The following is a 23710-nucleotide window of genomic DNA, read 5'->3' as shown; positions in this document are numbered from 1 at the left end:
CCGGGGGCACTCGTCTTCAGCGATCGGCCGCAGACCGCGTGTGCAGGCTGCTGCACGGCTTGAGGCGTCTATTGTGTGCGCCTGCTGCGTCGCAAAACATCCGGGTTTGCACTAATCATGAAACATGAACCACGTGTCATGTTTATGACGGCGGCAGGCCGCCGGGCACGTGCCCCACGTTCAGGTGGTACGGCGCCAGTCCTCGCGGATCATGTCGCTGGCCCGCTCGGCAATCATGATGGTCGGCGAGTTGGTATTGCCCGAGGTGATCAGCGGCATCACCGAGGCATCCACCACGCGCAGCCCGGCCACGCCGCGCACGCGCAGGCGCGGATCCACCACCGCCTGCTCGTCATCGGCGCGGCCCATGCGGCAGGTGCCCACGGGATGGAAGATGGTGGTGCCGATCTGGCCGGCGGCCTGCGCCAGCGCCTCGTCAGAATCGAAGCCGGGCCCGGGCAGCCATTCCTGCGGGTTGAAGGGTGCCAGTGCCGGCGCCGCCACGATGCGCCGCGTCAGGCGCAGCGACTCGGCCGCCACCTTGCGGTCGTCTTCGGTGGACAGGTAGCGCGGGGCGATCACCGGCGGGCGGTGGAAGTCGGCGCCGTCGATGTGCACGCTGCCGCGCGAGGTCGGGCGCAGGTTGCAGACGCTGGCGGTGAAGGCATTGAAGGCATGGAGCGGATCGCCGAACTTGTCGAGCGACAGCGGCTGCACGTGATACTCGAGGTTGGGCCGCGCCTGGCCGGGATCCGAGCGCGCGAAGGCGCCGAGCTGCGACGGCGCCATGCTCATCGGGCCGCTCTGGTTGAAGACGTACTGCAGGCCGATGCCCAGCTTGCCCCACCAGTGCGCGACCTGCGTGTTGAGCGTGCGCACGCCGTCCACCTTGACCACCATGCGCAGCTGCAGGTGGTCCTGGAGGTTCTCGCCGACGCCCGGCAGCGCCTGCCGCACGGCGATGCCGAGTGCCTGCAGGCGCTCGGGCTGGCCGATGCCGGACAGTTCCAGCAGCTGCGGCGAGTTGACCGCGCCCGCCGCCAGGATGACCTCGCGCCGGGCGCGCACCTCTTGCTGCTGGCCGCCGCCGATGAAGCGCACGCCCTGGCAGCGCTGTCCGTCGAAGCTCAGCTCGCTGACCTGGGCGCCGGTGATGATGGTCAGGTTCGGCCGCTCGGAGGCGCGGCGCAGGAAGGCCTTCGAGGTGTTCCAGCGGATGCCGCGCCGCTGGTTGACCTCGAAATAACCGACGCCGAAGTTGTCGCCACGGTTGAAGTCGTCGGTGCGCGGAATGCCCGCCTGCTCGGCCGCGTCGATGAATCGCTCCAGCACTTCCCAGCGCAAGCGCTGCGCCTCGACTCTCCATTCGCCGCCGGCGCCGTGGAACTCGCTGGCGCCGCGGTAGTGGTCCTCGCTGCGCCGGAACAGCGGCAGCACATTGTCCCAGCGCCAGCCATCGTCGCCGCTGATGCGCGCCCAGTCGTCATAGTCTTCGCGCTGCCCGCGCATATAGATCATGCCGTTGATCGACGACGATCCGCCCAGCACGCGCCCGCGCGGATAGCCGAGCGAGCGGCCGTTCAGGCCCGGCTCGGCGGCGGTGCGGTACAGCCAGTCCGTGCGCGGGTTGCCGATGCAGTACAGGTAGCCCACCGGGATATGGATCCAGTGATAGTCGTCCTTGCCGCCCGCCTCGAGCAGCAGCACATTGACGTCGCTGTCCTGCGTCAGGCGGTTGGCCAGTACGCAGCCGGCCGAGCCGGCGCCGACGATGATGTAGTCGTAGGTCTCCATGTTTCCCTTTTCACATCCAGCCAGTCCTGCGCATCGTGTTCAGGCGATGCCTCCGCGCACATTTTCGGCGCGCATCTCGGTGCCTATATCGGCGTGTATGGCACGCGCGGCTGTGGCAGGCTTCTTTGCGCCTTGTAATGACCGCCGCCGCCCGCTGCGGTTCCACCCTGCCCGTCCGGCATGGCGCGCTGTGCGGGAGGACACGGCGATGCAAAGCGTCGCGCATTTGCGCGCGGGCGTCCAATGATTTATCGTCAAGCGCAATATAAGCAATGCAAAATATTGCGGTGCAATGGGTCGCTGCCGGGGCCAGTCCTGGCGACGCCGCCTGCGCCGCGCGCACCCGCTTCCGCCGTGGACCTTCATCACCTGCGCGCCTTCGTCGCCGTCGCCCGCGAAGGCAACCTCACCCGTGCCGCGCAGCGGCTGCACCTGACGCAGCCCGCTGTCAGCCTGCAGCTCAAGCATCTGCAGACGGCCTGGCGCATCCGCCTGTTCCGGCGCACCGCCAGCGGCCTCGTGCTGAGTGCGGACGGCGCGGTGCTGCTGCCGCTGGCCGAGCGCATTCTCGAGGCCGCGGGCGACCTGCAGCACACGGTCGGCGCCATGCATCACGCAGTGCGCGGACAGCTTGCCATCGGCACCATCCTCGACCCCGAATTCACACGGCTTGGCGTCACGCTGCGCGCCTTGGTCGAGCGCTATCCGCAGATCCGCACCGAGTTGCGCCACGGCATGTCCGGCTGGGTGCTGCAGCAGGTTCGCGCCGGCACGCTCGACGTGGGCTTCTATCTCGGGCGGCCTGCCGAGGCGGTCTTCCATGCGCTCGCGCTCACGCCGGTCCGCTACTACGTGGTGGCGCCCAAGGGCTGGCGTGAACGCACCGCCGGGCGCTCCTGGGCGCAGCTCGCGGCGCTGCCATGGATCTGGACGCCGCCCGAGTCGGCGCACAACCGCCTGTTGTCGGCGCGCTTCGCCAGCGCGGGCGCGGTGCCGGTCAAGGTGGCGCAGGTGGACCAGGAAGCGTCGATGCTGGACCTGGTGCGTTCCGGTGTCGGACTATCGCTGGTGCGCGACGCGATCGCGCTGCGCGAATCGCACGCGCACGGCCTGGTGGTGCTCGAAGAGATGTCGGTGCAGGCCGAACTGACGCTGGTCACACTGGCCGAACGGCGCAGCGAGCCTGCCATCGCCGCGCTGTTCGGCGTGACCGAGTCGGTCTTCCAGCCTTGAAGCCGCTTTGATGCGGCGCGCGGCGCGCCGCGCTCAAGCAGCCGGCTGGGCCAGCCGTGCGCGCAACCAGTCGGTAAGCGTCGCCATCACCTCGCCGCGCAGCGGCTCGGCTTCGCTCAGCACCTCGTGGTAGCCCGCGTCGAACCAGGCCATCTGGCGCAGGTCAGGCGGCGCGTTGTCGAAGAAGCGGCGGCTGCCGGCGGGATCGACCACGCGGTCCGCGCCGCCCACCAGCATCAGCATCGGCGCTTCCAGCCTGGGCGCGTCGGCCTGGGCGCGTGGCATGCCGCGCAGGAACACCTCCAGCATGCCCGCACTGATGGTGGTCTGCACCAGCGGATCGGTACGGTAGGCGGCCACCGCCGCCGGGTCATGCGAAAGCGCGCGCGGGTCGATCGGATTGGGCACACGCAGGCGCGGCGCCAGCGTCAGCAGGATGCGCTGCAATGTCAGCGCGGCGCTGCCCAGGCGCAGCGCGAGCGCGGGCGAGGACAGCACCAGGGCGCGGATCGGCCGCACCCGTTCGGTCGCGAAGCGCGCCGCCACCAGGCCGCCCATGCTGTGGCCCAGCAGGAAGGGCAGTTCATGCCACTGCTGCGCAGCGGCATCGTAAATTTCAGCAAGGTCCGAGAGGAAGACGTCGGGGTGGTCGGCCACCATGCGTGCCCCGCCGCTGGCGCCCTGGCCGCGCTGGTCATAGGCGCGCACGCGCAGGCCGAGGCCGCACAGCACCTCCGCCACATGCTGGTAGCGGCCGCTGTGCTCGGCCAGTCCGTGCACCAGCAGCAGGCAGCCGAGCGGCGCCGGATACTGGCGCGGATCGGGCTCCCAGGTGCGCAGCAGCAGTTCGGTGCCGTCGCGCATGCGCTGGTGGGTCTGCAGCGGCGCGCACGCCGCGCCGCCCGTGGCAGCGGCACCATCGGGCGGCACGGAGCCGGCAGCGGTAGTCGATTGCTCCATCCCTTCCCTCTCTCCACGGTTGCCACTGTTGCCCGGCTGTCCAGGGCCGCGGCGCCCGCCGCGGGCATCGACCAGGCGCTGTCAGCTGCCGCAGGCCGCGCACGGCGCGCCATCGGCCACGCTGTCCCCTGCCTTTCCTTGCCCCTGCGCTCCTCCCTCGTTTGCCATGTCGGCGAGGATGGGGCAGTCGGGCCGGTCATCCCCGCTGCAGGCATGCGCCAGCTGGCTCAGGGTATCGCGCATTGATTGCAGTTCTGCGATGCGCTGGTCCAGCTCGGCCACGTGCCTGAGCGTCAGCGCCTTGACGTCGGCGCTGGCGCGCGCGCGGTCGTGCCACAGCGACAGCAGCGCGCGGATTTCATCCAGCGGGAAACCGAGATTACGGGCACGCCGGACGAAACGCAAGGTGTGCACCGCGCGTTCGTCATAGCGGCGGTAGCCGCCTTCGCTGCGCGGTGCCGCATCGAGCAGGCCGATCGCTTCGTAGTGCCGGATCATCTTGGCGGAGACCCCGGAGGCCTGCGCCGCTTCGCCGATATTCATGCCGTCTCCTTGCCGCTGCCGGCCGCTGCCGCAGCCGGTACCGATGCAGGGCGCCAGCGCCGCAGCAGCAGCGCGTTGCCGACCACGCTGACGCTGGAGAATGCCATCGCCGCGCCGGCCAGCATGGGGTTGAGCAGACCGGCCGCCGCCAGCGGGATGCCGATCACGTTGTAGAAGAAAGCCCAGAACAGGTTCTGCCGGATCTTGCTGACGGTGCGGTGCGAGATCGCCAGCGCATCGGCCACCAGCGACGGGTCGCCGCGCATCAGCGTGATGCCGGCCGCCTGCATCGCCACATCGGTGCCGGTGGACATGGCGATACCGACGCTGGCGGCGGCCAGCGCTGGCGCATCGTTGATGCCGTCGCCCACCATCGCCACGACGGTGCCGTCGCCGCCCAGTGCAGCCACGTGCGCCGCCTTGTCCTGCGGCATCACCTCGGCCTGCACCTCATCCAGCCCCAGCGTGCGGCCCACCTGTGCGGCGGCACCGCGGTTGTCGCCGGTCAGCATCACGGTGCGCACGCCGGCCGCGCGCAGCCTGGCGATGGCGGCCGGCGCGCCAGGCTTGATCTCGTCGCCGAAGCCGACCAGCCCCAGCACGCGCGGCGGCGTGGTCTGCAACAGCCACGACACGGTGCGGCCCGCCTCGCGCAGCGCCTGGGCCTCGGCCTCCAGCGCACCGGCCGGCGCGCCCAGCGACTCACGCAGCCGTTCGCTGCCCAGTTGCAGTGCCAGGCCGTCCACGTTGCCCGCCACCCCCTGTCCCGGCAGCGCGCGCAGCTCGGCCGCCGGCTGCACGGCGATGCCGCGTGCCTGCGCGGCGGCCAGCACGGCGTGGGCCAGCGGGTGCTCGCTGCCTGCCTGCAGCGCGGCCAGGCGCGCCAGCAGCGCGGTCTCGGCCGGCGCGCCCTCGCCATCGGCGGCGCGCAGCGCCACCACGCGGGGCCGGCCTACAGTCAGCGTGCCGGTCTTGTCGAAGGCCACCACCTTGACCCGGTGCGCGACCTCCAGCGCCTCGGCGTCCTTGATCAGGATGCCTGCGCGCGCGCCCGCGCCGGTGCCGGCCATGATGGCCGCCGGCGTGGCCAGGCCGAGCGCGCACGGACAGGCGATCACCATCACCGTCACCGCGTTGATCAGGCCGACCTGCCAGTCGCCGGCCGCCAGGCCCCAGCCGAGCAGCGTCAGCAGCGCCAGCACCAGCACCACCGGCACGAAGACCGCGCTGACCTGGTCCACCATGCGCTGGATCGGCGCCTTGGCGGCCTGGGCATGCTCGACCATGCGGATGATGCGCGCCAGCACGGTCTCTGCGCCGATCGCCTCGGTGCGCGCCACCAGCAGTCCCTCCTGGTTGATCGCGCCGCCGGTCAGGCGGTCGCCGGGCTGCTTGGGCACCGGTAGGCTTTCGCCGGTCAGCATCGATTCGTCGGCATGGCTGCGGCCCTCGATCACCGTGGCGTCCACGGGAATGCGCTCGCCGGGCCGCACCACGACCTCGTCGCCGACTCTCACCGCGTCGAGCGCTACCGCCACCTCGGCGCCGTCGCGGCGCACGCGCGCGGTGTCCGGACGCAGCGCCGCCAGCGCGCGGATGGCGTCCGCGGTCTGGCGCTTGGCGCGCGCCTCCAGCCACTTGCCCAGCCGCACCAGCGTGATCACCACGGCGGCGCTCTCGAAGTACAGGTGCGGCATCGCATCGGCCTGGGCGGTCAGCGTCTGCCAGACCGACAGGCCGTAGGCTGCCGAAGTGCCCAGCGCCACCAGCAGGTCCATATTGCCAGTGCCGGCGCGCACCGCCTTGGCGCCCGCCTTGTAGAAACGCCAGCCGAACACGAACTGCACCGGCGTGGCCAGCAGCCACTGCACATGGCCGGGCAGCATCCAGTGCACGCCGAACCATTCGAGCACCATCGGCGCCATCAGCGGCAGCGACAGCGCGGCCGCAAGCACCACCGGCCAGGGACCGTCCCAGAACGCCGCGCGCGGCTCGCCCGCGGCCGCCTGCGCGGTGCGCGGCGTGGCGCCGTAGCCCGCGTGCGTCACCGCCTGCACCAGCGTGCCGGCGTCCGCCGTGCCGCGCAGCACGGTCACGGTGGCGCGCTCGGTGGCCAGGTTGACCTGGGCGTCGAGCACGCCGGGCACGGCGCGCAGCGCGCGTTCCACCCGGCCCACGCAGGAGGCACAGCTCATGTCGCTGATGCCCAGCTCGATCTCGTCTTGCGGCACGGCATAGCCGGCTTGCTCGACCGCGCGCGCGGCGGCCGGCAGCACCGTGCCGTCGTCAGCGTGCAGGGTGGCCTGCTCGGTGGCGAGATTGATGGCCACGTCGCGCACGCCCGGCACCTTGGCCAGGGCGTTCTCGACGCGACGCACGCAGGAAGCGCAGGTCATGCCTTCGATCGGCAGGCGCCACTCGGCCGGCGACAGGGAAGAAGAAGCACTTGTCGTCATGGTTCGTCGGTTCCTCTGTTGAGACGGACTTAGCATGGACCTTACCATGATGGGAAGGTCAAGGCCGCAACGCAAGAATTGCATGCATCACATGGATAATGGAGCTTGCGCTTCCCACCGTGGGAAGGTCCACACTAATGCCATTGATCCGATTTCCCACCCGAATTTCCCACCCGATCCGGAGAATCCAGATGATCCAGTTCCAGGTAGAAGGCATGTCCTGCGGCCACTGCGTCGGCGCCATCACGCGCGCCGTGCAGGCCCTCGATCCCGCCGCCCAGGTCTCGGCCGACGTCGCCACCCAGGCCGTCAAGGTGCAAAGCAGCGCCGACGTCCAGGCGCTGCGCCAGGCCATCGAAGCGGCCGGCTATCCAATCACGTCGGGCGGCTGACCGGCCCGCTTGCCCGAGGCAATAAAAAAAGCGCCCGATGGGGCGCTTTTTTTTTGAGATGTGGGCAGGCATCAGAAGCGGTAGCTCACATTCAGATAGGTCACCACCGGATCCATCTTGATCTTGGTGTGCGAGACAAGGGTCAGCGGACCGCGCTGCGTCGTGAAGGTCGCCGTGGTCGACAGCGGCAGGTAGGACACCGACAGGCCGACGAACCAGTTGTCATTGATGGCGTAGTTGGCGCCGATGTTGAAGACAGGGTTCCACGACGGCTTGGCGCTTGCGCTCAAGGTCGCGCCCTGGCCATAGACACCGCTGACGAAAGCCTGGTTGGTGACCTGTGCTTCCGTGAACCAGGTGTAGTTCACGCCGATGCCCACATAGGGGCGGATCTTCGCCTTGGCATCGAAAAAGTGATACTGCACCAGCACCGCCGGGCTCCACTGGCGCACCGAGCCGAGCTTGCCGTACTGGGCGAACACACCCTCGCCCGTGATGTCGTGCTTGGGCGGCACGCCGGCCACGATCTCGCCCGCAATGTTGTCGGTGAAGAAGTGCGTAAACGCGATGCCCAGCGTATCGGCCGCTTCCACCTTGGCGCCGGTGCCCGACTGTACTTGGCCGAAGGGGATGCCGTTGACGCTGTCGAGCGTCAGCGGATCCGCTGACCCCGTCGGCATCACTCGGAACCAGCCCAGGCTGATGAGATTGCTACCCGCGGATTGTGCCTGGGCGGCGCCGGCCACCAGCATGGCCGCAGCTGCCATCAGCATCTTCTTGTTCTTGTACTTCATTGTCATTCCTCACACTCCGTCTTCTTGATTACTGCGAGCGCGCATTATCCCGTCTGCTTTCGTAGGACTGTTTCAAAGCGCGGAGTGAATCGTAGAATGACTCGCCTAAATCTAGGGTTAACCTGTAAGAAATTGGCGAATATTCACGCGGCAAGCCCTCAGACTGTTAACTATTTGCGACGGTTTACCCTTGGGCACCCTGCCGGCTGGCCAGGACGCAGGCCGCCAGATCCCACAAGGCGTAGCCCACGCTCTTGAACACCAGGGGACTGCCTGCGCGCGCGCGAATCGCGTCCGCCTGCAGGATGGCGGTTTCGAATGGTTGCACCCGCGCCCAGTCCACGCCGGCCTGCAGCAGGTCGCCGGCTTCCTCCTCGATGCCGAACAGGGTGTCTGCCAGCAACCTGCCGGCGGCCTGCGCCGCCAGGCAGAGTGCGGGCGGCAGCTCGCACATCTCGGGACGGAAGGCGCCGACGGCCGCAATGAAGTGCTCATCACGCCATAGGCCGGAATCGAGGTCGGGCAGTACGGGGCTGCGGCTCGACGTGACCGTGACGACCATCGACACGCGCGGCAACACCGCCGCCACCGATTCCGCCACCTCGGCCTCGGCGCCCAGCGCGCGTGCATGCGCGGCCAGCGCCTCGGCCTTGGTGCGCGTGCGCGAATGCAGCCAGACTCTCCGCACCGGCAGGCCGGCGAGGAAGGCTTCGAGATGGGTCATCGCCTGCACCCCGGCGCCGACGATCAAGAGTTCGCCATCGGGGCGCGCGGCGAACGTCTGCGCCGCCAGCAGGGAGACGGCCGCGGTGCGGCGGCCGGTGACAGTTGGGCCGTCCAGCATGGCGATGCGCTCGCCGGTGCAGGCATCGGCCACCAGCACTTCGCCCAGGATGTTGGGCAGGCCCCGGCCGGGGTTGTCTGGATGGACGGTGATGTTCTTGGTCATCACCAGCTCGCGGTTGCAGGCCGGCATCACCAGCAGGGTGCCCGCGCCGCGCTCGGCATCGCCGACCGGCAGCGCGATGCGCGGCGGCGCCGTGGCCGTGCCGGCGCGCAGTTCGGCCAGCATGGCGGCGATGGCGCGGGCCAGTTCGGGATAGGGCAGGCGTGCCGCGGTGCTGGCGGCGTCGAGAACGGCGAATGACATGGCGGGCCTCGCGAAGGGATCTGCGGACCGCGCGAGCGTGGTGCGACGTTCGCGCGAGCGAGCCGCGATTATCGGCCATGTGCGCCCCATGTGCGCCATAAGCGGCCAGCCACCCCGGCCCCTCCCCGGCCAGTCCTTGCCCGATGGGCGCCGGCGGTGGCGCGGCTTAACGCGCCGGCTGGCGGCTTCGGCCCGGCTCGCGCACGGTGGCGCCGCGCACCTCGACGCCGACTCTGTCGAGCACGCGGCCATCCACGGCCACCAGTTCGAACTGGTGGCGGCCCGGCCAGGGCAGCCAGCTCACCTCCGCGCCGCGCGCCAACGGCTTGCCGTCCAGGCGCCAGCTGACGCGCTGCGCCGGCGCGCCGCCGGCGCCCTCCGCGCGCAGCCAGACCCGCTGCGAAGCCGGCGGGATATCGGGATCGAGCGCGAAGATGGTGCCATCGGCCGGGGTGGCGATGCTGGCCACGCCGGCATCGGCGCCGCCGCGCGCAGCCTGCAGCGCATTGCCGGCGTTGCCGGCCTCGCCCGACACGCGTACCCGCGTCAGCGCCGTGCCGGCCAGGAAGACCTCCTCGCGCGCCGGTTCCAGTTCGTCGTCGAAGCGCAGCGCCACGCGCTGCACGCCGGCAGGCAGCGCGGGCGGTGCGCTCGGCCGGGCGCGGTGCAGGTAGTCCATCACCTCGTGCCAGACCGGTGCGGCCCCCGACACGCCCGACACCTCGTGCATGCTGGTGCCGTTCGCATTGCCCACCCACACGCCCACGGTGTAGCGTTGCGACCAGCCGATGCACCAGTTGTCGCGCATGTCCTTGCTGGTGCCGGTCTTGACCGCAGTCCAATAGCGCGTGGTCAGCGGGCTGTCCAGGCCGAAGGTGCGCGCGCGCGCATGGCGGTCTGACAGTACGTCGGCGATCACGTAGCTGGCCGCGGGCGACATCACCTGTCGCGTCGGCGCCGGGTCCGCCGCCGCGCGCATGCGCACCGGCCCGTAGCGCCCGCCGTTGGCAAGCGCGCGATAGGCATTGGCCAGCGCCAGCAGCGGCACGTCCGCGCTGCCCAGCGCGAGGCTGTAGCCGTAGTAGTCGCCGGCCTCGGCCAGCGGCAGGCCGAGCGCCACCAGGCGCTGGCGGAAGCGGTGCGGGCTCACCATCACCAAGGTGCGCACGGCCGGCACATTGAGCGACGAGGCCAGCGCGGCGCGCATGCTGACCCAGCCCGCATAGCGGTGATCGTAGTTCTGCGGCACATAGAGGCCGCCGCCGGTGGGCAGGTTGACCGGCCGGTCGTCCAGCAGCGAGGCCGCGGTCAGGCGCTTCTCTTCCAGCGCCTGTTCATACAGGAAGGGCTTGAGCGTGGAGCCCGCCTGGCGCGGCGCCACGGCATGGTCCACCTGCGCCGCCGCCGACAGCGCGCCCGAGGAACCCACATAGGCAAGCACCTCGCCGCTGGCGTTGTCCAGCACCACCACCGCGCCGTCCTCGACATTGCGCCCGGCCAACTCGCGCAGGTGGCGCTGCAAGCTGGCCTGGGCCTCGCGCTGCAGGCCGGCATCGACCGTGGTGGCGACTCTCGCCGGCAGCGGCGCCTGCGGGGCCTCGCCACGCAGCTGCGCCAGTGCCGCGCGGGCCAGGTGCGGCGCCAGTGCAGCGCGTGCGCCACCCGCCTCCGGCAGCACGCGGCTGCTGCGCAGCAGGGCCAGCTCGGCGAAGCCATCCAGGCCGGTGCATTCGGTGGGCCGCTTCATCTCGCGCAGGATGCCGCAGGCGCGTTGTGCCACCCGCCGCACGGGCGCGTTGGGCGCACGCACCAAGGCCACGGCCAGCGCGGATTCGCGCGCGTCCAACCCGCTCGGCAGCTTGCCGAACAAGGCCTGCGACATGGCCGACACCCCCACCAGCTCACCGCGCAGCGGCACCAGGTTCAGGTAGGCCTCGAGGATCTGCGTCTTGCTCCAGCCGCGTTCGAGCGAGGCGGCGGCGGCGGCCTGTCCCAGCTTCTGGCCAAGGCTGCGCTGGCCGGCATTGCGGCGCAGGTCGTCGTCGAGCAGGCCGGCCAGCTGCATGGTCAGCGTCGACGCGCCACGCGTGCGCGTATTCCACAGATTGGCCCAGGCGGCCGCCGCCACGCCTTGCCAGTCGATGCCGCTGTGCGCATAGAAGCGGCGGTCTTCGGACAGCACGATGGCATCGCGCATGGCCGGGGAGATGTCCTCCAGCGTGACCCAGTCGCCCCGGCGCGCCTGGAAATCCTCGCGCACGCGCGCCAACGGCTCGCCGTAGCGGTCGACCACCGTCACATCGGCGCTGCGCCAGCCGGCCTTGACCGTCTCGAACGCGGGCACCGCGCGGGCCGGCGCGGCCGCCAGCGCCCACGCCAGCATGCAGGCCGCGGCCACCGCCCGCACAGGCGTGCGCCGCATGCTCACTCCCCGCGCCCCGCCGTCACGCCGGCCACCAGCAACACCTGCGCCGCCGCGTAGGTCCACCAGATGCCGAGCTGGTAGCTATCGAAGGGCGACAGGAAGCGCGCCATGCCGATCATCGCGTCCGACGCGGCGAAGCACAGCGCGCCGATGGCCGCCAGCGGCGTGGGCAAGCGCGCCACCAGCGCCGTGCAGGCCATCACCGCGAGCGCGCAGACGTAGACCGACACCGGTCCCGTCAGCGCCCCGAGATTGGGCCAGAAGCGGCCCAGCAGCGTGCCCGCCGCGCCCAGTACCAGGCCGCAACCGACCAGCCGCGGCGCGCGCCAGTCGCCAGCCAGCGGCAGCAGCAGGCCGATGTAGGCGAAATGCGCGAGCAGGAACGCGCCCAGGCCGCCGACGAAGGAATAAGGCAGGCCGGGCAGCGCCAGCAGGAAGTCACCCAGCGCCGAGCACAGCAACGCCGCCACCAGCCAGCGCCGCTCGCGCAAGGGCCGGTGGAACCAGGCCGCGCGCGCCAGCATCAGCGCCATCGCGGTCTTCCACGCCGGCTGCAGCGAGATCTGGCCCGCCAGCGGCGAACCGGGCGGCAGCTCCATCGCCGCGCTGACCAGCAAGCCACCGTAGATCACGCCGGCCAGCGCGCCGGCCAGCCACCATTCGCGCACGCGCGCGGGGATCATCATCGCTAGCCGGTTCAAGGCCGTTCTCCCACCAGCAGTTTGGCGTTCGGCGCGGCGCCGAACACGTCCGGCGCGTACAACGCTTCGACGCGCGTGGGCGGGAGCGCAAACTCACCCGCATTGTTCAGCCGCACGGTGTACTCCACCGACGCGGTCCCCTTCGGCAGGTAGGCGTAGTACTCGCGGTAGGCCTGCGGCGTGCGCTCGGTGAACGCCGGCCAGGCACCGCTGCGCTGCTCGCCGCGCGTGGCGATCTCGGTGTCGCGTCCGAGCCCGCTGCCGAGGATGGTCGCGCCCGCCGGCAGCGGGTCGCTGACCACCACCCAGGTCATGTCGGCCTGTGCGTCGAACTCCAGCTTGACGCGGTACAGATCGCCGCGCGACCACCTGCCCGGCACCGCCTGCTCGACCGGCGTCATGGTGCGCCGGATGCGATAGCCGGCGGCGACGGGCTGGCGCAGCGGCACCGCTGCCAGCGCCCGCACCGTGGCCCAGGGATGGCCGCTGCCGGCATGCTCGAGTCGCAAGGTGCCGATCGGTTCCACTGCAACGCCCGCAGCGGGTGCCGCGTGCGCTGGGTTTGCTGCGCTTGCTGTGTGTGCTGCCGGCCACGGCAGCATCATGCTGCCGCGCGCAATGTCCTTGCCATCGGCGCGCGTGGCGCGTGCCCAGTCGAAGGTGCGCGCGGCCTCGCCTCCACCCTGCAGCGCAATGCGTGTGCTGCCCGCCACCGGCGCCTGCTCGAAGGCATGCGCAAAGCGCGCCATCGCAAGCGTGCCCCAGGCGTTGGCCGTGGTCGTATCCCAGGCCCCGCGCACCTGGCGGCCCAGCAGCCCGACGGCAAGCCGCGGCGCCTCCTCCTTCCAGCCGGGCAGCTCGGTGGCCAGCGCCAGCAGGCGCGCGGCGTTGCTGTCGGCGCCGCTCATCAGCCACCACAGGCGGTCGCTGGACTCGCTGGAGAATGCCAGCCGCGTGCCCTGGACCGTCAGGCGTGCGCGCAGCAGATGCTGGGCCTGCTCCAGGCGCGCATCGCGCTGCGGGATGTCGGGCATGCGTGCCAGCAACGCGATCCAGTCGAGCAGCGCCGAAGTGGGCCATTGCGCGGGCAGGATCTGGATCGAATCCAGCATGCGCGGCTGCGCGTGGCCGCTGCGCGACAAGGCCTCCAGTGCGGCCAGCTTGCGCAGTTCCAGGTCCTGCGTGGGCGCCCAGCGCTTGCGCTGGATGCGGCCTTCGACGAAGGCGGTAAGGCCGCGCTCCATCTGCTCGCGCTGCGCCTCGGGCATGCGCAGCGGCAGGCCTGCACGCGTGGCCTCGTCGCTGATCGACAGCAGGTAGGCGCTGAGTACCTCGCTGCCGGCCTGGTTGTCGTCGCGCAGCGGGAAGTACGACGCCAGGCCATCCACGTCGAGGTAGGACGGCAGCTGCGCCATCAGCGCGTTCCACGCCGCGGCGTCACCCAGGCCGATGGCCTTGGAGGCGCGTTGCTCCAGGCAGCTGAACGGATACGCTTGGAACCAATCGCGCACGCCTGGCATGCCGCCCGCAAGTGACGACTGCAGCTCCACCTGCAGCCCGCCGCGCGGCCGCTGCCCGCCCGGCTCGGCAAGCGCGCCGGCCGGCGCGCGCACCGGCACCGACAGGCCCGGGGCGAGCTGGCCCATGGTGGCCTGCTGCGCCGTCACCGGCACGGCCGGCACCACCTGTTGCGACAGCTTGATGTGGTCAGCAGCGCCGCCGCCCTTCTCACCCTTCTCGCGCGCCTGTACCTCCCACTGCAGGCTCGCGCTGCGCGTGAAGGCCAGGATGTCGGGCACGGTCACGTCCCAGCCGATCTCCTGCGCGGCCCCGGCGGCGAGCTGCACCGTCTGCGCCGCGAGCGCATGGTCCTGGCCCGGCAGGCCGGCGCGCGCGTTGGCCTCCACCGTCATCGCGCGCGCAGTGGTGTTGCGCAGCGTGAACATGGCGCGGTAGCGGTCGCCTTCGCGCACCAGCAGCGGCAGTCCCGCGATCAGCTGCAGGTCCTGCGTGGCGGCGATGGTGGCGCTGCCGCTGCCGAAGCGGCCCACGCCCTGGTCGGCCACCGCGACGATGCGGAAGCGCGTGAGCGAGTCGTTGAGCGGTACCGTCAGCGACGCCTTGCCGGCGGCATCGAGCACCACGCGCGGATTCCACAGCAACAGCGTATCGAACAGCTCGCGCGTAGGGCTCTTGCCACCGCCCCCGCCCGCGGGCACCGCCTTGCGTCCATAGTGGCGCCTGCCGATGATCTCCATCTGCGCGGTCGCCGTCTCCACGCCGTAGCTGCGCCGCTGCAGCATGGCATCGAGCAGGTCCCAGCTCCGGTTGGGCATCAGCTCCAGCAGCGCTTCGTCGACCGCGGCCAGCGCCACCTCGCCGCCCGCGGCGGGACGCCCATCGGGAAGCGTCACCTGCACCGTCACCTGCGCCTTGCCACGCACCGGATAGCTGCTCTTGTCGGTAGCGACCTTGACGTCGAGCCGGTGTGCCTCGTTGCCGACGCGGATCTCGGCCAGGCCCAGGCGGAAGGCCGGCTTGGACAGGTCCACCAGCGGCGTCGGCGCGGTCCACGCGCGGCCTTCGCTCCGGAAGGCGTGCCACCATTCCAGCGGCTGGCGCCAGCCCCAGGTGAAGAAGGAATACCACGGCACCTCGCGCAGGCGGCCGCGCACCGCCAGCACCGAGACGTAGACGTTGGGTCCCCATTCCGGCTTCACCTTCAGGCGCACGGTGGGGTCCTTGCCATCGAGCTCGACCACGCTGGTCTGCAGCACGCCCTCGCGTTCCACCGAGACCAGCGCGGTTGCCTGGCGGAACGGCATGCGCGCCTGGAACACCGCGGTCTCGCCGGGTGCGTAGGACTTCTTTTCCGGCAGCAGGTCGATGCGGTCATGGTCCTCGCCGCCGAACCACAGTTCGCCCTGGCGTGTCACCCACACCGTGGTGGCCGCGCGCGAAGTACGCCCGGCATTGTCACGCGCGCTGGCGATCAGTTCGATCTGGCCGGCCTGCTCGAGCGCCACCTCGCAGCGTACCCGCCCCTGCGCATCGCTGCGGCTCTCGCACACCGTGCCGAGGTCGCGGCTCACGCTGCTGTTGTCGTAGCGGTAGAAGCCGCCGACCACACGCTTGCGCGCCGAGGTCACGATGCGCGCACGCGCATTGACCTGCACCGAGACGCCCGCCTGCGGCTTGCCGTTGGTATCGAGCGCCAGCCCGTGCACCATGATCTTCTGCCGTACCGAAGCCCAGCCCTCGGTGCGGATGCCCGCGACCACCGCAGCGGGCCACAGCGGCACCGTCTGGCGCAGCGTCTGGATCTCGCCGTTCGGATCGGCGAAGCCTGCTTCCAGCAGCAGGTTCTTGGGAGAGTCCAGCGCCGGCAGCTTGCGTACGGCCAGCCTGCCGCCGCCGTTCTTGTCTAGAGTCAGCGGCAGCTTGTCGGCGATCAGCTTCTGCCCGTCGTCGTGCGTGGCTGACGCCTCTTCCTCCATGTCTTCGTCGCCGCCGCCGGACTCCTGGCGCGGACGCGGCGGCGCGAAGGAATAGTCGTCATAGTCGGGGAAGGACACCACCGTGTCGCGCAGCAGCGCGGATACGCGCACCGGCAGGCCCGAGGCCGCACCGCCCGCCACGTAGTGAACTTCCACGTTGACCGGCAGCTCGGCCGGGGCCACCACCGGCGCGTCGACGCCGGCCTTCAGCGTGCCCGCCAGCACCGGCAGGCGGAAGGCCTCGACGCGGAAGCTGCCGCTCGCGATGCTGTCTTCCTGGGCCTTGTCGCCCTCGCCGCGGCGCGCCACCAGCTCGACCTCGTAGCTGCCGAGCTTGGCATCGGGCGGGATCTGGAAGCGGCTTTCCGCACTGCGCCCGCCGCTGGCGGTGCCGCGCCACTGCAGCGGCAGCTCATAGGTCTGGTCGCTGCCGACGTGGCGGATCACCAGCTTGCCCGGCAGCGGCTGGTTCGTGCCCGGCAGCCCGAAGCCCTGCGCGGTCTCGGTGCGGATCAGGTGCTTCATCGACACGGTCTCGCCGGCGCGCAGCAGCGTGCGGTCGAAAATGGTGTGGGCCCGCAGCGTCGGCGTGGCGCTGGTGTCGGTCGGTACATTGAAGCGCCAGCTCTCGATGCCCCGGTTCCAGTCGGACATCACGAAGGCCATGTCGGCCTGTCCGCGCGCCTGCGGATGAGCGGCACCGATACGGGCCGAGACGAAGTAGCCCGACAGGCCGGTATCGTCGCACTGGCGCTCGCGAATATCGTCGATCCTGGGGAAGCGCGCCACGCCGTCGGCGCCGCTGCGCCCCTCGGCCAGCAGGCGCCCGCTGCAGTCGCGCACCGCCAGCGCCGCGTTGGCCACCGGCTTGCCGTCATCGAGCGTGGTCACCCAGGCCAGGCCGCTCAGCTTGCCCTCGCTGCCGTTGCTGCCGTTGCTGTCAGCACTCGCGCGCGCCAGCTTGAAGTGCACGCCAAGATTGGTCACCAGCACGGCCGTGCGCACATACATCGGCGCGGACTTGCCCAGCAGCGCGGCGCCCAGCGCGGGCGAGGCCACTTCCACCACCTGGAATCCGGGCTCGGGCAGCGGCACGCCGATCACCTCGAAGGGACGCTTGTCCTTGCCCTCGGACGCGGGCAGCGTCAGCCTGCGCACGCCGGGGGCGTTGGCCAGCAAGGGCACCGTGCGCGTCTCGATCTGCGGCGCATTGCGCGGATTGCTCACCGTCGACGGCGAGCGGCCGGCCAGGATGGCGTCGAGTTCGCCACGCGTCCAGCTGGTCTCGTGCAGGCGGCGCACCAGGCCGAACCAGCGCAGCACGGCGCCGTCGTCGTCGACCCTGAGACGGGCCACCGTGCCGGCCTGCGCGCGCAGGCCCTGGACGGCGAGGTCGGCCTCGACGTTGCGCACGGTCAGCGGCAGCAGCGGCGGATAGTCAGCCGCCGCCTTGCCCTTCGGCACCTCGCCGAAACGCTCCACCACGCCGAACGGCGCCGCCGCGAACTTGGCCAGCGGCGGCATGGCGGCGGTGTCCACCTTGAGGGGGAACAGGTCGGCGTTGGACAGCGCGCGGCCGCTTTCGTCGCGCACATCACGCGGCAGCGCAATGGTGAGGCTGGCGCGCTCCGGCAAGGGTGCGGGGAAGGTCAGGGAACTGACGCTTGCGCCTGGCGCAAGGTCGGGATCGAAGCGGGGCGCGCGCGGCCCCGACGGCGTCTTCAGCACGATGTGCTCGGCCGCCTTGCGCGGCACCGGCGCGGAGAAATGCAGCGTGAGCGGGCGCAGCGGCGTGCAGGGCGCCTGCGCGCGTTCGCGCTCACAGCTGAAGCTGGCGGTGAAGGGTTCGCGCACGGTGTAGTCGAAACGCCGGTCCTCGCGCGTGGCCAGGCCGGAGGGCGTGGCGATGCCGGCACCCAGCACCAGCTGCATGCGCGCGCCCGCGGGCAGGCGCTGCTGGCAGGCCAGCAGGTGCACGGTGTCGGCAGCCTTGGCGTAGGTCTTCCAGCGGATCGCATCGAGCACGGCGTCGCGCTCCTTGCCGTCCAGCAGCCGCACCGGGATGCGTTCGCCCAGACCCTGCGCCTGGCACCAGGCGTGCTCGCGCAAGGAGGCAGCGGTGGCGGCGCCATTGAAGCGCAGGGCGAAGACCTGGTCTTCCTCGATCTCGCCGCCCAAGGGCCGGCTGGCGATCACCACCGGGCCGCCGGTCTCGAAGCGGTACTCGCGCCTGCCGGAGAAGGCCTTGCCCGCCACGCTGGCCAGGCCCGGCGCGATGCGCACCGTGCAGCGCACGCCCGGGGGCAGGTCCTGGCGAAAATCGAACACCCAGTTGCGCGCATCGACCCAGCGCGGCTGGCCGCCGGCGTCGGCGCCGCCCGTGCACGACACGCTGGCGGGCGCCGCGGCCTGCAGGTCCCCCAGCGGAACCATGTCTTCGTCGAAGCGGATCGCCACCTGTCGCGCCTGCGACACCGATCCCTCGGGAGAAAAACGCGCCACCTGTGCGGCCTGCGCCGCCTGCATGGCCAGCCCCGCCAGCGGCGCCAGCAGCGCCAGTGCCAGTGACCCGCGGCCTTTCCTGACTCGGCGGTCTGCCTTGTGGACAGCCCGAGCGTTGTTCTCCCGCATCTGCGCCTTCTCCCGTTTTGGCATGCGGCGAGGGTGACACGCGGCCGCGGCAAGCGCAAGCCCGTGCCGCATGCGCCACACGATCAGCGCAGTTGTGACAGCGGCAGCGGACCGTCCTGCTTGAGCGCGGTCAAGACGATGTTGGAGCGCACGCTCTCGACGCCGGCCACGCGCATCAGCTTCTTCATGGTGAATTCAGCCAGCGTGGGCAGGTCGGCCACCACCACGCGCAGCAGGTAGTCGGCCTCGCCGGCCACCGAATAGCACTCCTGCACCTCTTCGAGCAGCAGGATGTCTTCGCGGAAGCGCTCGATGATGGCGTCGCCGTGGTGGGCCAGCTTGACGCTGACGAAGACCAGCACGCCCAGTCCCAGCTTGGGCGGCGACAGCGCCACCCGGTAGCCGGTGATGACGCCATCCGCCTCGAGGCGGGCCAGGCGCCGGCCGACCTGGCTGGGCGACAGGTGCACTCGTTCCGCGAGCTGCTGGTGGGTGGAGCGGCCGTCGGCCTGCAGCGCGGCCAGCAGGGCGAGGTCGAAAGGGTCGAGCGAGACCATGTGGGGGGCTCCCGCAGAAAGGCCAAGGACTCCGCGCGTGATTTCCGCACGGATGCTTAATTAAACGCATGATACGTGCACGGCATATAGAATCCAAGCCGATTTTGCGGGCAAAATGCGCCTCGCCCTGGCTATTATGTGCACATAATCCGCAGCGAATGCCAAACAGACGCTGCCATTGCGCGGCGCGCCGCGCGGAGACGATATCCATGGAAATGCAAACCACCGCCGCCGGCCAGTCCGGCACGCCCGCCGGCTTCCAAGGCACCATGACCGACAAGCTCAAGGAGCAGTTCGACGCGGGCCTGCTGTCCGGCCAGGAACTGCGCCCCGACTTCACCATCGCTCAGCCCGTGCACCGCTACACCGACAGCGATCACGCCGTCTGGCGCAAGCTCTATGAGCGCCAGGCCACGATGCTGCGCGGCCGCGTCTGCAACGAATTCCTGCAGGGCCTGGCGACGCTGCGCATGGAAAAAGACCGCGTGCCGAACTTCGAGCAGCTCAACGAGACGCTGATGCGCGCGACCGGCTGGCAGGTGGTGGCCGTGCCCGGCCTGGTGCCGGACGAGGTCTTCTTCGAGCACCTGGCCAACCGCCGCTTCCCGGCCAGCTGGTGGATGCGCAAACCCGAGCAGCTCGACTACCTGCAGGAACCCGACTGCTTCCACGATGTGTTCGGCCACGTGCCGCTGCTGATCAACCCGATCTTCGCCGACTACATGGAGGCCTACGGCAAGGGCGGCCTGAAGGCGGCCTCGATGAACGCGCTCGACATGCTGGCGCGGCTCTACTGGTACACGGTGGAATTCGGCCTGATCCGCACGCCCGAGGGCCTGCGCATCTACGGCGCCGGCATCCTCTCCAGCCAGGGCGAGTCCATCTACAGCCTGGATTCGGCCAGCCCCAACCGCATCGGCTTCGACGTGCGCCGTATCATGCGCACGCGCTACCGCATCGACACCTTCCAGAAGACCTACTTCGTCATCGACAACTTCGAGCAGCTGTTCGACGCGACCCGCCCTGACTTCACGCCGCTGTACGAGGAGCTGCGCGCGCAGCCCACGCTGGGCGCGGGCGACGTGGCCGAGGGCGACCTGGTGCTCAACACCGGCACCCGCGAAGGCTGGAGCGACAGCGACGACGTCTGAGCACCCGCGCGCTTAGCTTAGCGAGGCGGCGCGCCGCCTCTCCCCCCGCTTTGTGAAACAATGCCGGCAGGCGCCCGCCGCCGCCCCTGAGGCGGCGCGGGCGGGCCGGCATGCCCGCATTCCAACCGATTCACAACTGAATCGAATCTCCCAGATCGAGGCCAATATGACCACCCTGACCGCCCTCTCCCAGCAGGAACGCGCCCCGCTGCTGGCCACGCTGCCTGGCTGGACCGCCGTGCAGGACCGCGACGCCATCCACAAGCGCTTCACCTTCGCCGACTTCAACGCCGCCTTCGCCTTCATGACGCGCGTGGCGCTGGCCGCCGAGAAGGCCGACCACCATCCGGAGTGGTTCAACGTCTACAACCGGGTCGACATCACGCTGTCCACCCATGACGCCAACGGCCTGACCATGCGCGACATCAACCTGGCCCGCTTCATCGAGCAGGCCGCGGCCTCGCTGGGCCAGCGCTGAGCGCAGCCGCGCACCCGGCGAAGCGGGGGAAACCGAAGCAAGGCTGGCCGGCGCCCTGTACAATCTGTTGCCAGTAGCAGTACTCACCCCTTCCCCCGCTTCTCCCCCCTGCCGTTATGCGTATCCTGCTGATCGAGGACGACCGCCAGATTGCCAGTGGCGTCGAAGCCGGCCTGTCGCAGGCCGGCCATCAGGTGCGCGTGGTGCACGATGGCGTCTATGCCACCGAGCACCTGATGCGCGAACAGCATGACCTGGTCATCCTGGACCTGGGACTGCCCGGCATCGACGGCATGACCCTGCTGGCGCGCTACCGCGCCCGCAACCGCACCACCCCCGTCATCATCCTGACCGCGCGCGACGAGCTGGAAGACAAGCTCTCCGGCCTGAACGCCGGCGCCGACGACTACCTCGTCAAACCCTTCGCGCTGCCCGAGCTGGAGGCGCGCGTGCGCGTGCTGCTGCGCCGCAGCCAGCACGGCGAGGCCGCGCCCGAGCGCGACGTGCGCCTGGGCGGCCTGCGCCTGTCGGGCAACGACCGCCGCATGTTCATCGACGGCAAGCCGCTGGAGCTGTCGCCGCGCGAGTTCGCCGTGCTGGAACTGCTGCTGCAGCGGCAAGGACGCGTGGTCAGCAAGGCGCAGCTGCAGGACCACCTGGCCACCTTCGCCCACCCGGCCGGCGAGGGCGGCGACACCGTCGGCGATACCGCCATCGAGGTCTATGTGCACCGCGTGCGCAAGAAGCTCGAGGAAAGCGACGTGGAAATCGTCACCGTGCGCGGCTTCGGCTACCTGCTGCAGATCCGCGCCGGCCAATAGGGCGGCAGCCGCTTCCCGCCATGTGGCTGCGCTCCCGGCCTGAATCCCGCGCCCCCGCCGGCGCACCGGCGGCGCGGCCGGCCTCCTCGCAAAGCCTGCGCGTCCACCTGCTGCGCGAGCTGGCCACGCCGCTGTTCGCCCTGGTGCTGACCAGCGGCTCCCTCTCCTACTGGCTGGCCGCCCACTACACCACGCAGGTGTTCGACCGCGCACTCTACGGCGTGGCCAACAATATCGCGCAGCAGATCCGCATCGCCGGGCCGCGGCTGGAGCAGGACATCCCGATGATCGCCCAGACGCTGGTCGAGGCCGAGGGCAGCGATCGCATCTACTGGCGCATCCACGGCCCCGACGGCCTGATCGGCGGCATGGACACCTGGCTGGGCTACGGCACCGGCCAGACCACGCTGCATGATGCGCGGCTCTTCTATGCCTGGTTCAGCGGCCGGCAGGTGCGCGCCGTGCGGCTGCCGGTCAGCATACCCAGCGCAGCCGCCGACGAATTCGCCACCACTGTGCAGGGCAAGCCGCGGCACGGGCCGATCGTGGTCGAGGTGGCCGAACTGCTCGACCGGCGCGAGGCCGCCGCCAACGAGATCCTGCTGTCGGTATCGGTGCCGCTGATCCTGCTGCTGCTGGTGGGCAGCCTGATCCTGTCGCACGTGCTCAAGGAAGAGCTGGTGCCGCTGCAGCTGCTGACCGACAAGCTCAACCGCCAGACCGCGCGCTCGCTGGCCGCGCTGGACGAAACCCAGGTGCCGGCCGAGGTCGAACCGCTGATCCGCGCGCTCAATGCGCTGCTGTCGCGGCTGCGCGATGCCCTCGACGCCCAGCGCAAGTTCATCGCCGACGCCGCCCACCAGCTGCGCACGCCGCTCACCGCGGTCAAGCTGCATGCCGACCGCGCGATGGCGGCCGACAGCCTGGAAGTGGCGCGCCACGCCCTGCGCGAACTGCAGATCTCGTCCGACCGCGCGGTGCGGCTGTCCAACCAGCTGCTGTCGCTGGCACGCGCCGAACCCGGCCTGTCGCTGGAACGGCTGGGGCCGATCGACTATTTCGACCTGGCCGAGATGGCCTTCGAGACCGGCGCGGAATGGGTGCCGCAGGCGCTGGCGCGCCATATCGACCTGGGCTTCGAAACACTGCCCGGCCCCACCTTCACCGGCGCCGCGCCATCCTACGTGCGCGGCAACCGGCTCCTGATGCGCGAGGCGCTGAGCAACCTGCTGGACAATGCGGTCAAGTACGTGCCGCCCGGCGGGCGCATCACGGTGCGCGCCGGCGGCGAGACCTTGGGTCACCGCGGCATGGCGGTGGTGATGATCGAGGACAACGGCCCCGGCATCGCACCCGCGCGGCGCGAAGAGGTGTTCAAGCGCTTCTTCCGCGGCGACAACGCGCCCTCCCCCAGCACGCCGGGCTCCGCGCCCGGCGGCGCCGGCCTGGGCCTGGCCATCGTGCATGAGATCGTGACCCTGCACCAGGGCACCATCCACATCGAAGACGTGCCCCCCGCCGAAACCGACGGCACGCCGGCCATGCGCTTCGTCATCCGCGTGCCCTGCGAGGCGCCGGGCACGGCCTGAGTCCGGCCGCGGGCGTCCTTACTTCTTCGGGGCCAGCATGGTGCCCCGGCACTTGGGGCTGCCGCAGCGGCATTCGTATTCCTTCTTGAGCTTCTTGGTGTAGCGCGCGTCGATCACCAGGCCGTAGTCATAGAAGAACTCTTCGCCCGGCGCGATATCGCGCAGCGCGTAGATATGGACCTTGCCCTTCTTCTCGCGCGCCTCGCAATTGGGTTCGCAGGCATGGTTGATCCAGCGCGCACGATTGCCGCCGTACTTGGCGTCGATCACATCCCCGCCTTCCAGGCTGAAATAGAAGGTGTGGTTGGGGTCCTCAGGATCGTGCGGATGGCGCTTGAGCGCTTCCTTCCACGAAATGCGCTCGCCCTTGTACTGGATGATGCGATCGCCGGCCGCGATCTGCGCGATCGCATAGACGCCCTTGCCATGCACGCCGGACTGGCGCACCTCGATGAGGCTGCTCGCGCCCTTGCCTTCCTTTTGCTGCTTTTCCTGCTGTTCCTGTTTCGACATTTCCGCCATTTGCCTTCCCATGCCC

Annotated in this window: 17 protein-coding genes; 6 read left to right on the top strand and 11 right to left on the bottom strand. The window is 70.4% G+C overall.

Annotation, left to right across the window (positions count from 1 at the left end):
• Positions 1 to 180: 180 nt before the first annotated feature.
• Positions 181 to 1794: a GMC family oxidoreductase gene (locus tag AC1Z3O_RS19215; protein WP_483517292.1), complete on the bottom strand. Its 1614-nt coding sequence runs from the start codon at positions 1792 to 1794 to the stop codon at positions 181 to 183.
• 354 nt (positions 1795 to 2148) lie between these two features.
• Between AC1Z3O_RS19215 and AC1Z3O_RS19210 the strand changes: the two genes are divergently transcribed.
• Entirely contained in the window at positions 2149 to 3027 is an 879-nt protein-coding gene (locus AC1Z3O_RS19210) for a LysR family transcriptional regulator (protein ID WP_483517291.1), read from the top strand.
• 33 nt (positions 3028 to 3060) lie between these two features.
• Here the strand turns inward: AC1Z3O_RS19210 and AC1Z3O_RS19205 are convergent, their stop codons facing one another.
• The 3 genes from AC1Z3O_RS19205 to AC1Z3O_RS19195 form a co-directional block, all read right to left on the bottom strand.
• Positions 3061 to 3987 carry a lysophospholipase gene (locus tag AC1Z3O_RS19205; RefSeq protein ID WP_483517290.1) on the bottom strand — a complete coding sequence of 309 codons (927 nt, stop codon included), beginning with the start codon at positions 3985 to 3987 and terminating at the stop codon, positions 3061 to 3063.
• Positions 3988 to 4068: 81 nt separating this feature from the next.
• The gene (gene cueR, locus AC1Z3O_RS19200) at positions 4069 to 4530 is read right to left on the bottom strand and encodes a Cu(I)-responsive transcriptional regulator (protein ID WP_483517289.1); all 462 of its coding nucleotides are present in this window, start codon (positions 4528 to 4530) and stop codon (positions 4069 to 4071) included.
• Positions 4527 to 6986 (bottom strand): heavy metal translocating P-type ATPase, encoded by a 2460-nt coding sequence (locus AC1Z3O_RS19195; RefSeq protein ID WP_483517288.1) that lies wholly within the window; start codon positions 6984 to 6986, stop codon positions 4527 to 4529. The genes cueR and AC1Z3O_RS19195 overlap by 4 nt, the downstream gene beginning before the upstream one ends.
• A 191-nt stretch (positions 6987 to 7177) precedes the next feature.
• On the opposite strand from AC1Z3O_RS19195, the gene AC1Z3O_RS19190 reads away from it, so the two are divergent.
• Positions 7178 to 7378 (top strand): heavy-metal-associated domain-containing protein, encoded by a 201-nt coding sequence (locus AC1Z3O_RS19190; protein WP_483517287.1) that lies wholly within the window; start codon positions 7178 to 7180, stop codon positions 7376 to 7378.
• A 71-nt stretch (positions 7379 to 7449) separates the two neighbouring features.
• Here AC1Z3O_RS19190 and AC1Z3O_RS19185 read toward each other — a convergent pair whose 3' ends face one another.
• The 6 genes from AC1Z3O_RS19185 to AC1Z3O_RS19160 form a co-directional block, all read right to left on the bottom strand.
• Entirely contained in the window at positions 7450 to 8172 is a 723-nt protein-coding gene (locus AC1Z3O_RS19185) for an OmpW/AlkL family protein (RefSeq protein WP_483517661.1), read from the bottom strand.
• 184 nt (positions 8173 to 8356) lie between these two features.
• On the bottom strand, positions 8357 to 9322 hold the full coding sequence (locus AC1Z3O_RS19180) for a delta(1)-pyrroline-2-carboxylate reductase family protein (protein ID WP_483517286.1): 966 nt from the start codon (positions 9320 to 9322) through the stop codon (positions 8357 to 8359).
• 166 nt (positions 9323 to 9488) lie between these two features.
• Positions 9489 to 11744, bottom strand: coding sequence for a penicillin-binding protein 1C (gene pbpC / locus AC1Z3O_RS19175; protein ID WP_483517285.1), 2256 nt, complete (start codon positions 11742 to 11744; stop codon positions 9489 to 9491).
• 2 nt (positions 11745 to 11746) lie between these two features.
• On the bottom strand, positions 11747 to 12448 hold the full coding sequence (locus tag AC1Z3O_RS19170) for a lysoplasmalogenase (protein WP_483517284.1): 702 nt from the start codon (positions 12446 to 12448) through the stop codon (positions 11747 to 11749).
• Positions 12445 to 18576 (bottom strand): alpha-2-macroglobulin family protein, encoded by a 6132-nt coding sequence (locus AC1Z3O_RS19165; protein ID WP_483517283.1) that lies wholly within the window; start codon positions 18574 to 18576, stop codon positions 12445 to 12447. The genes AC1Z3O_RS19170 and AC1Z3O_RS19165 overlap by 4 nt, the downstream gene beginning before the upstream one ends.
• A gap of 83 nt (positions 18577 to 18659) precedes the next feature.
• Entirely contained in the window at positions 18660 to 19133 is a 474-nt protein-coding gene (locus tag AC1Z3O_RS19160) for an Lrp/AsnC family transcriptional regulator (RefSeq protein ID WP_483517282.1), read from the bottom strand.
• Between the two features lie 215 nt (positions 19134 to 19348).
• On the opposite strand from AC1Z3O_RS19160, the gene phhA reads away from it, so the two are divergent.
• From phhA to AC1Z3O_RS19140, 4 genes are all read left to right on the top strand, one after another.
• Positions 19349 to 20284 carry a phenylalanine 4-monooxygenase gene (gene phhA, locus AC1Z3O_RS19155; RefSeq protein ID WP_483517660.1) on the top strand — a complete coding sequence of 312 codons (936 nt, stop codon included), beginning with the start codon at positions 19349 to 19351 and terminating at the stop codon, positions 20282 to 20284.
• A gap of 166 nt (positions 20285 to 20450) precedes the next feature.
• On the top strand, positions 20451 to 20762 hold the full coding sequence (locus tag AC1Z3O_RS19150; protein ID WP_483517281.1) for a 4a-hydroxytetrahydrobiopterin dehydratase: 312 nt from the start codon (positions 20451 to 20453) through the stop codon (positions 20760 to 20762).
• A gap of 116 nt (positions 20763 to 20878) precedes the next feature.
• Entirely contained in the window at positions 20879 to 21583 is a 705-nt protein-coding gene (locus AC1Z3O_RS19145; RefSeq protein ID WP_483517280.1) for a response regulator transcription factor, read from the top strand.
• Between the two features lie 20 nt (positions 21584 to 21603).
• A complete protein-coding gene (locus AC1Z3O_RS19140; RefSeq protein WP_483517279.1) occupies positions 21604 to 23172 on the top strand; it encodes a sensor histidine kinase N-terminal domain-containing protein in 1569 nt (522 codons plus the stop codon).
• Positions 23173 to 23190: 18 nt separating this feature from the next.
• On the opposite strand, the gene AC1Z3O_RS19135 is transcribed toward AC1Z3O_RS19140, so the two are convergent.
• Positions 23191 to 23685 (bottom strand): SET domain-containing protein, encoded by a 495-nt coding sequence (locus AC1Z3O_RS19135; RefSeq protein WP_483517278.1) that lies wholly within the window; start codon positions 23683 to 23685, stop codon positions 23191 to 23193.
• Positions 23686 to 23710 lie beyond the last annotated feature (25 nt).

The sequence above is a fragment of the Cupriavidus sp. 09_S30 genome, from assembly GCF_056930435.1.
Note: the sequence above shows the minus strand (reverse complement) of the source record. Positions and strands in the feature narration are given on the sequence as shown.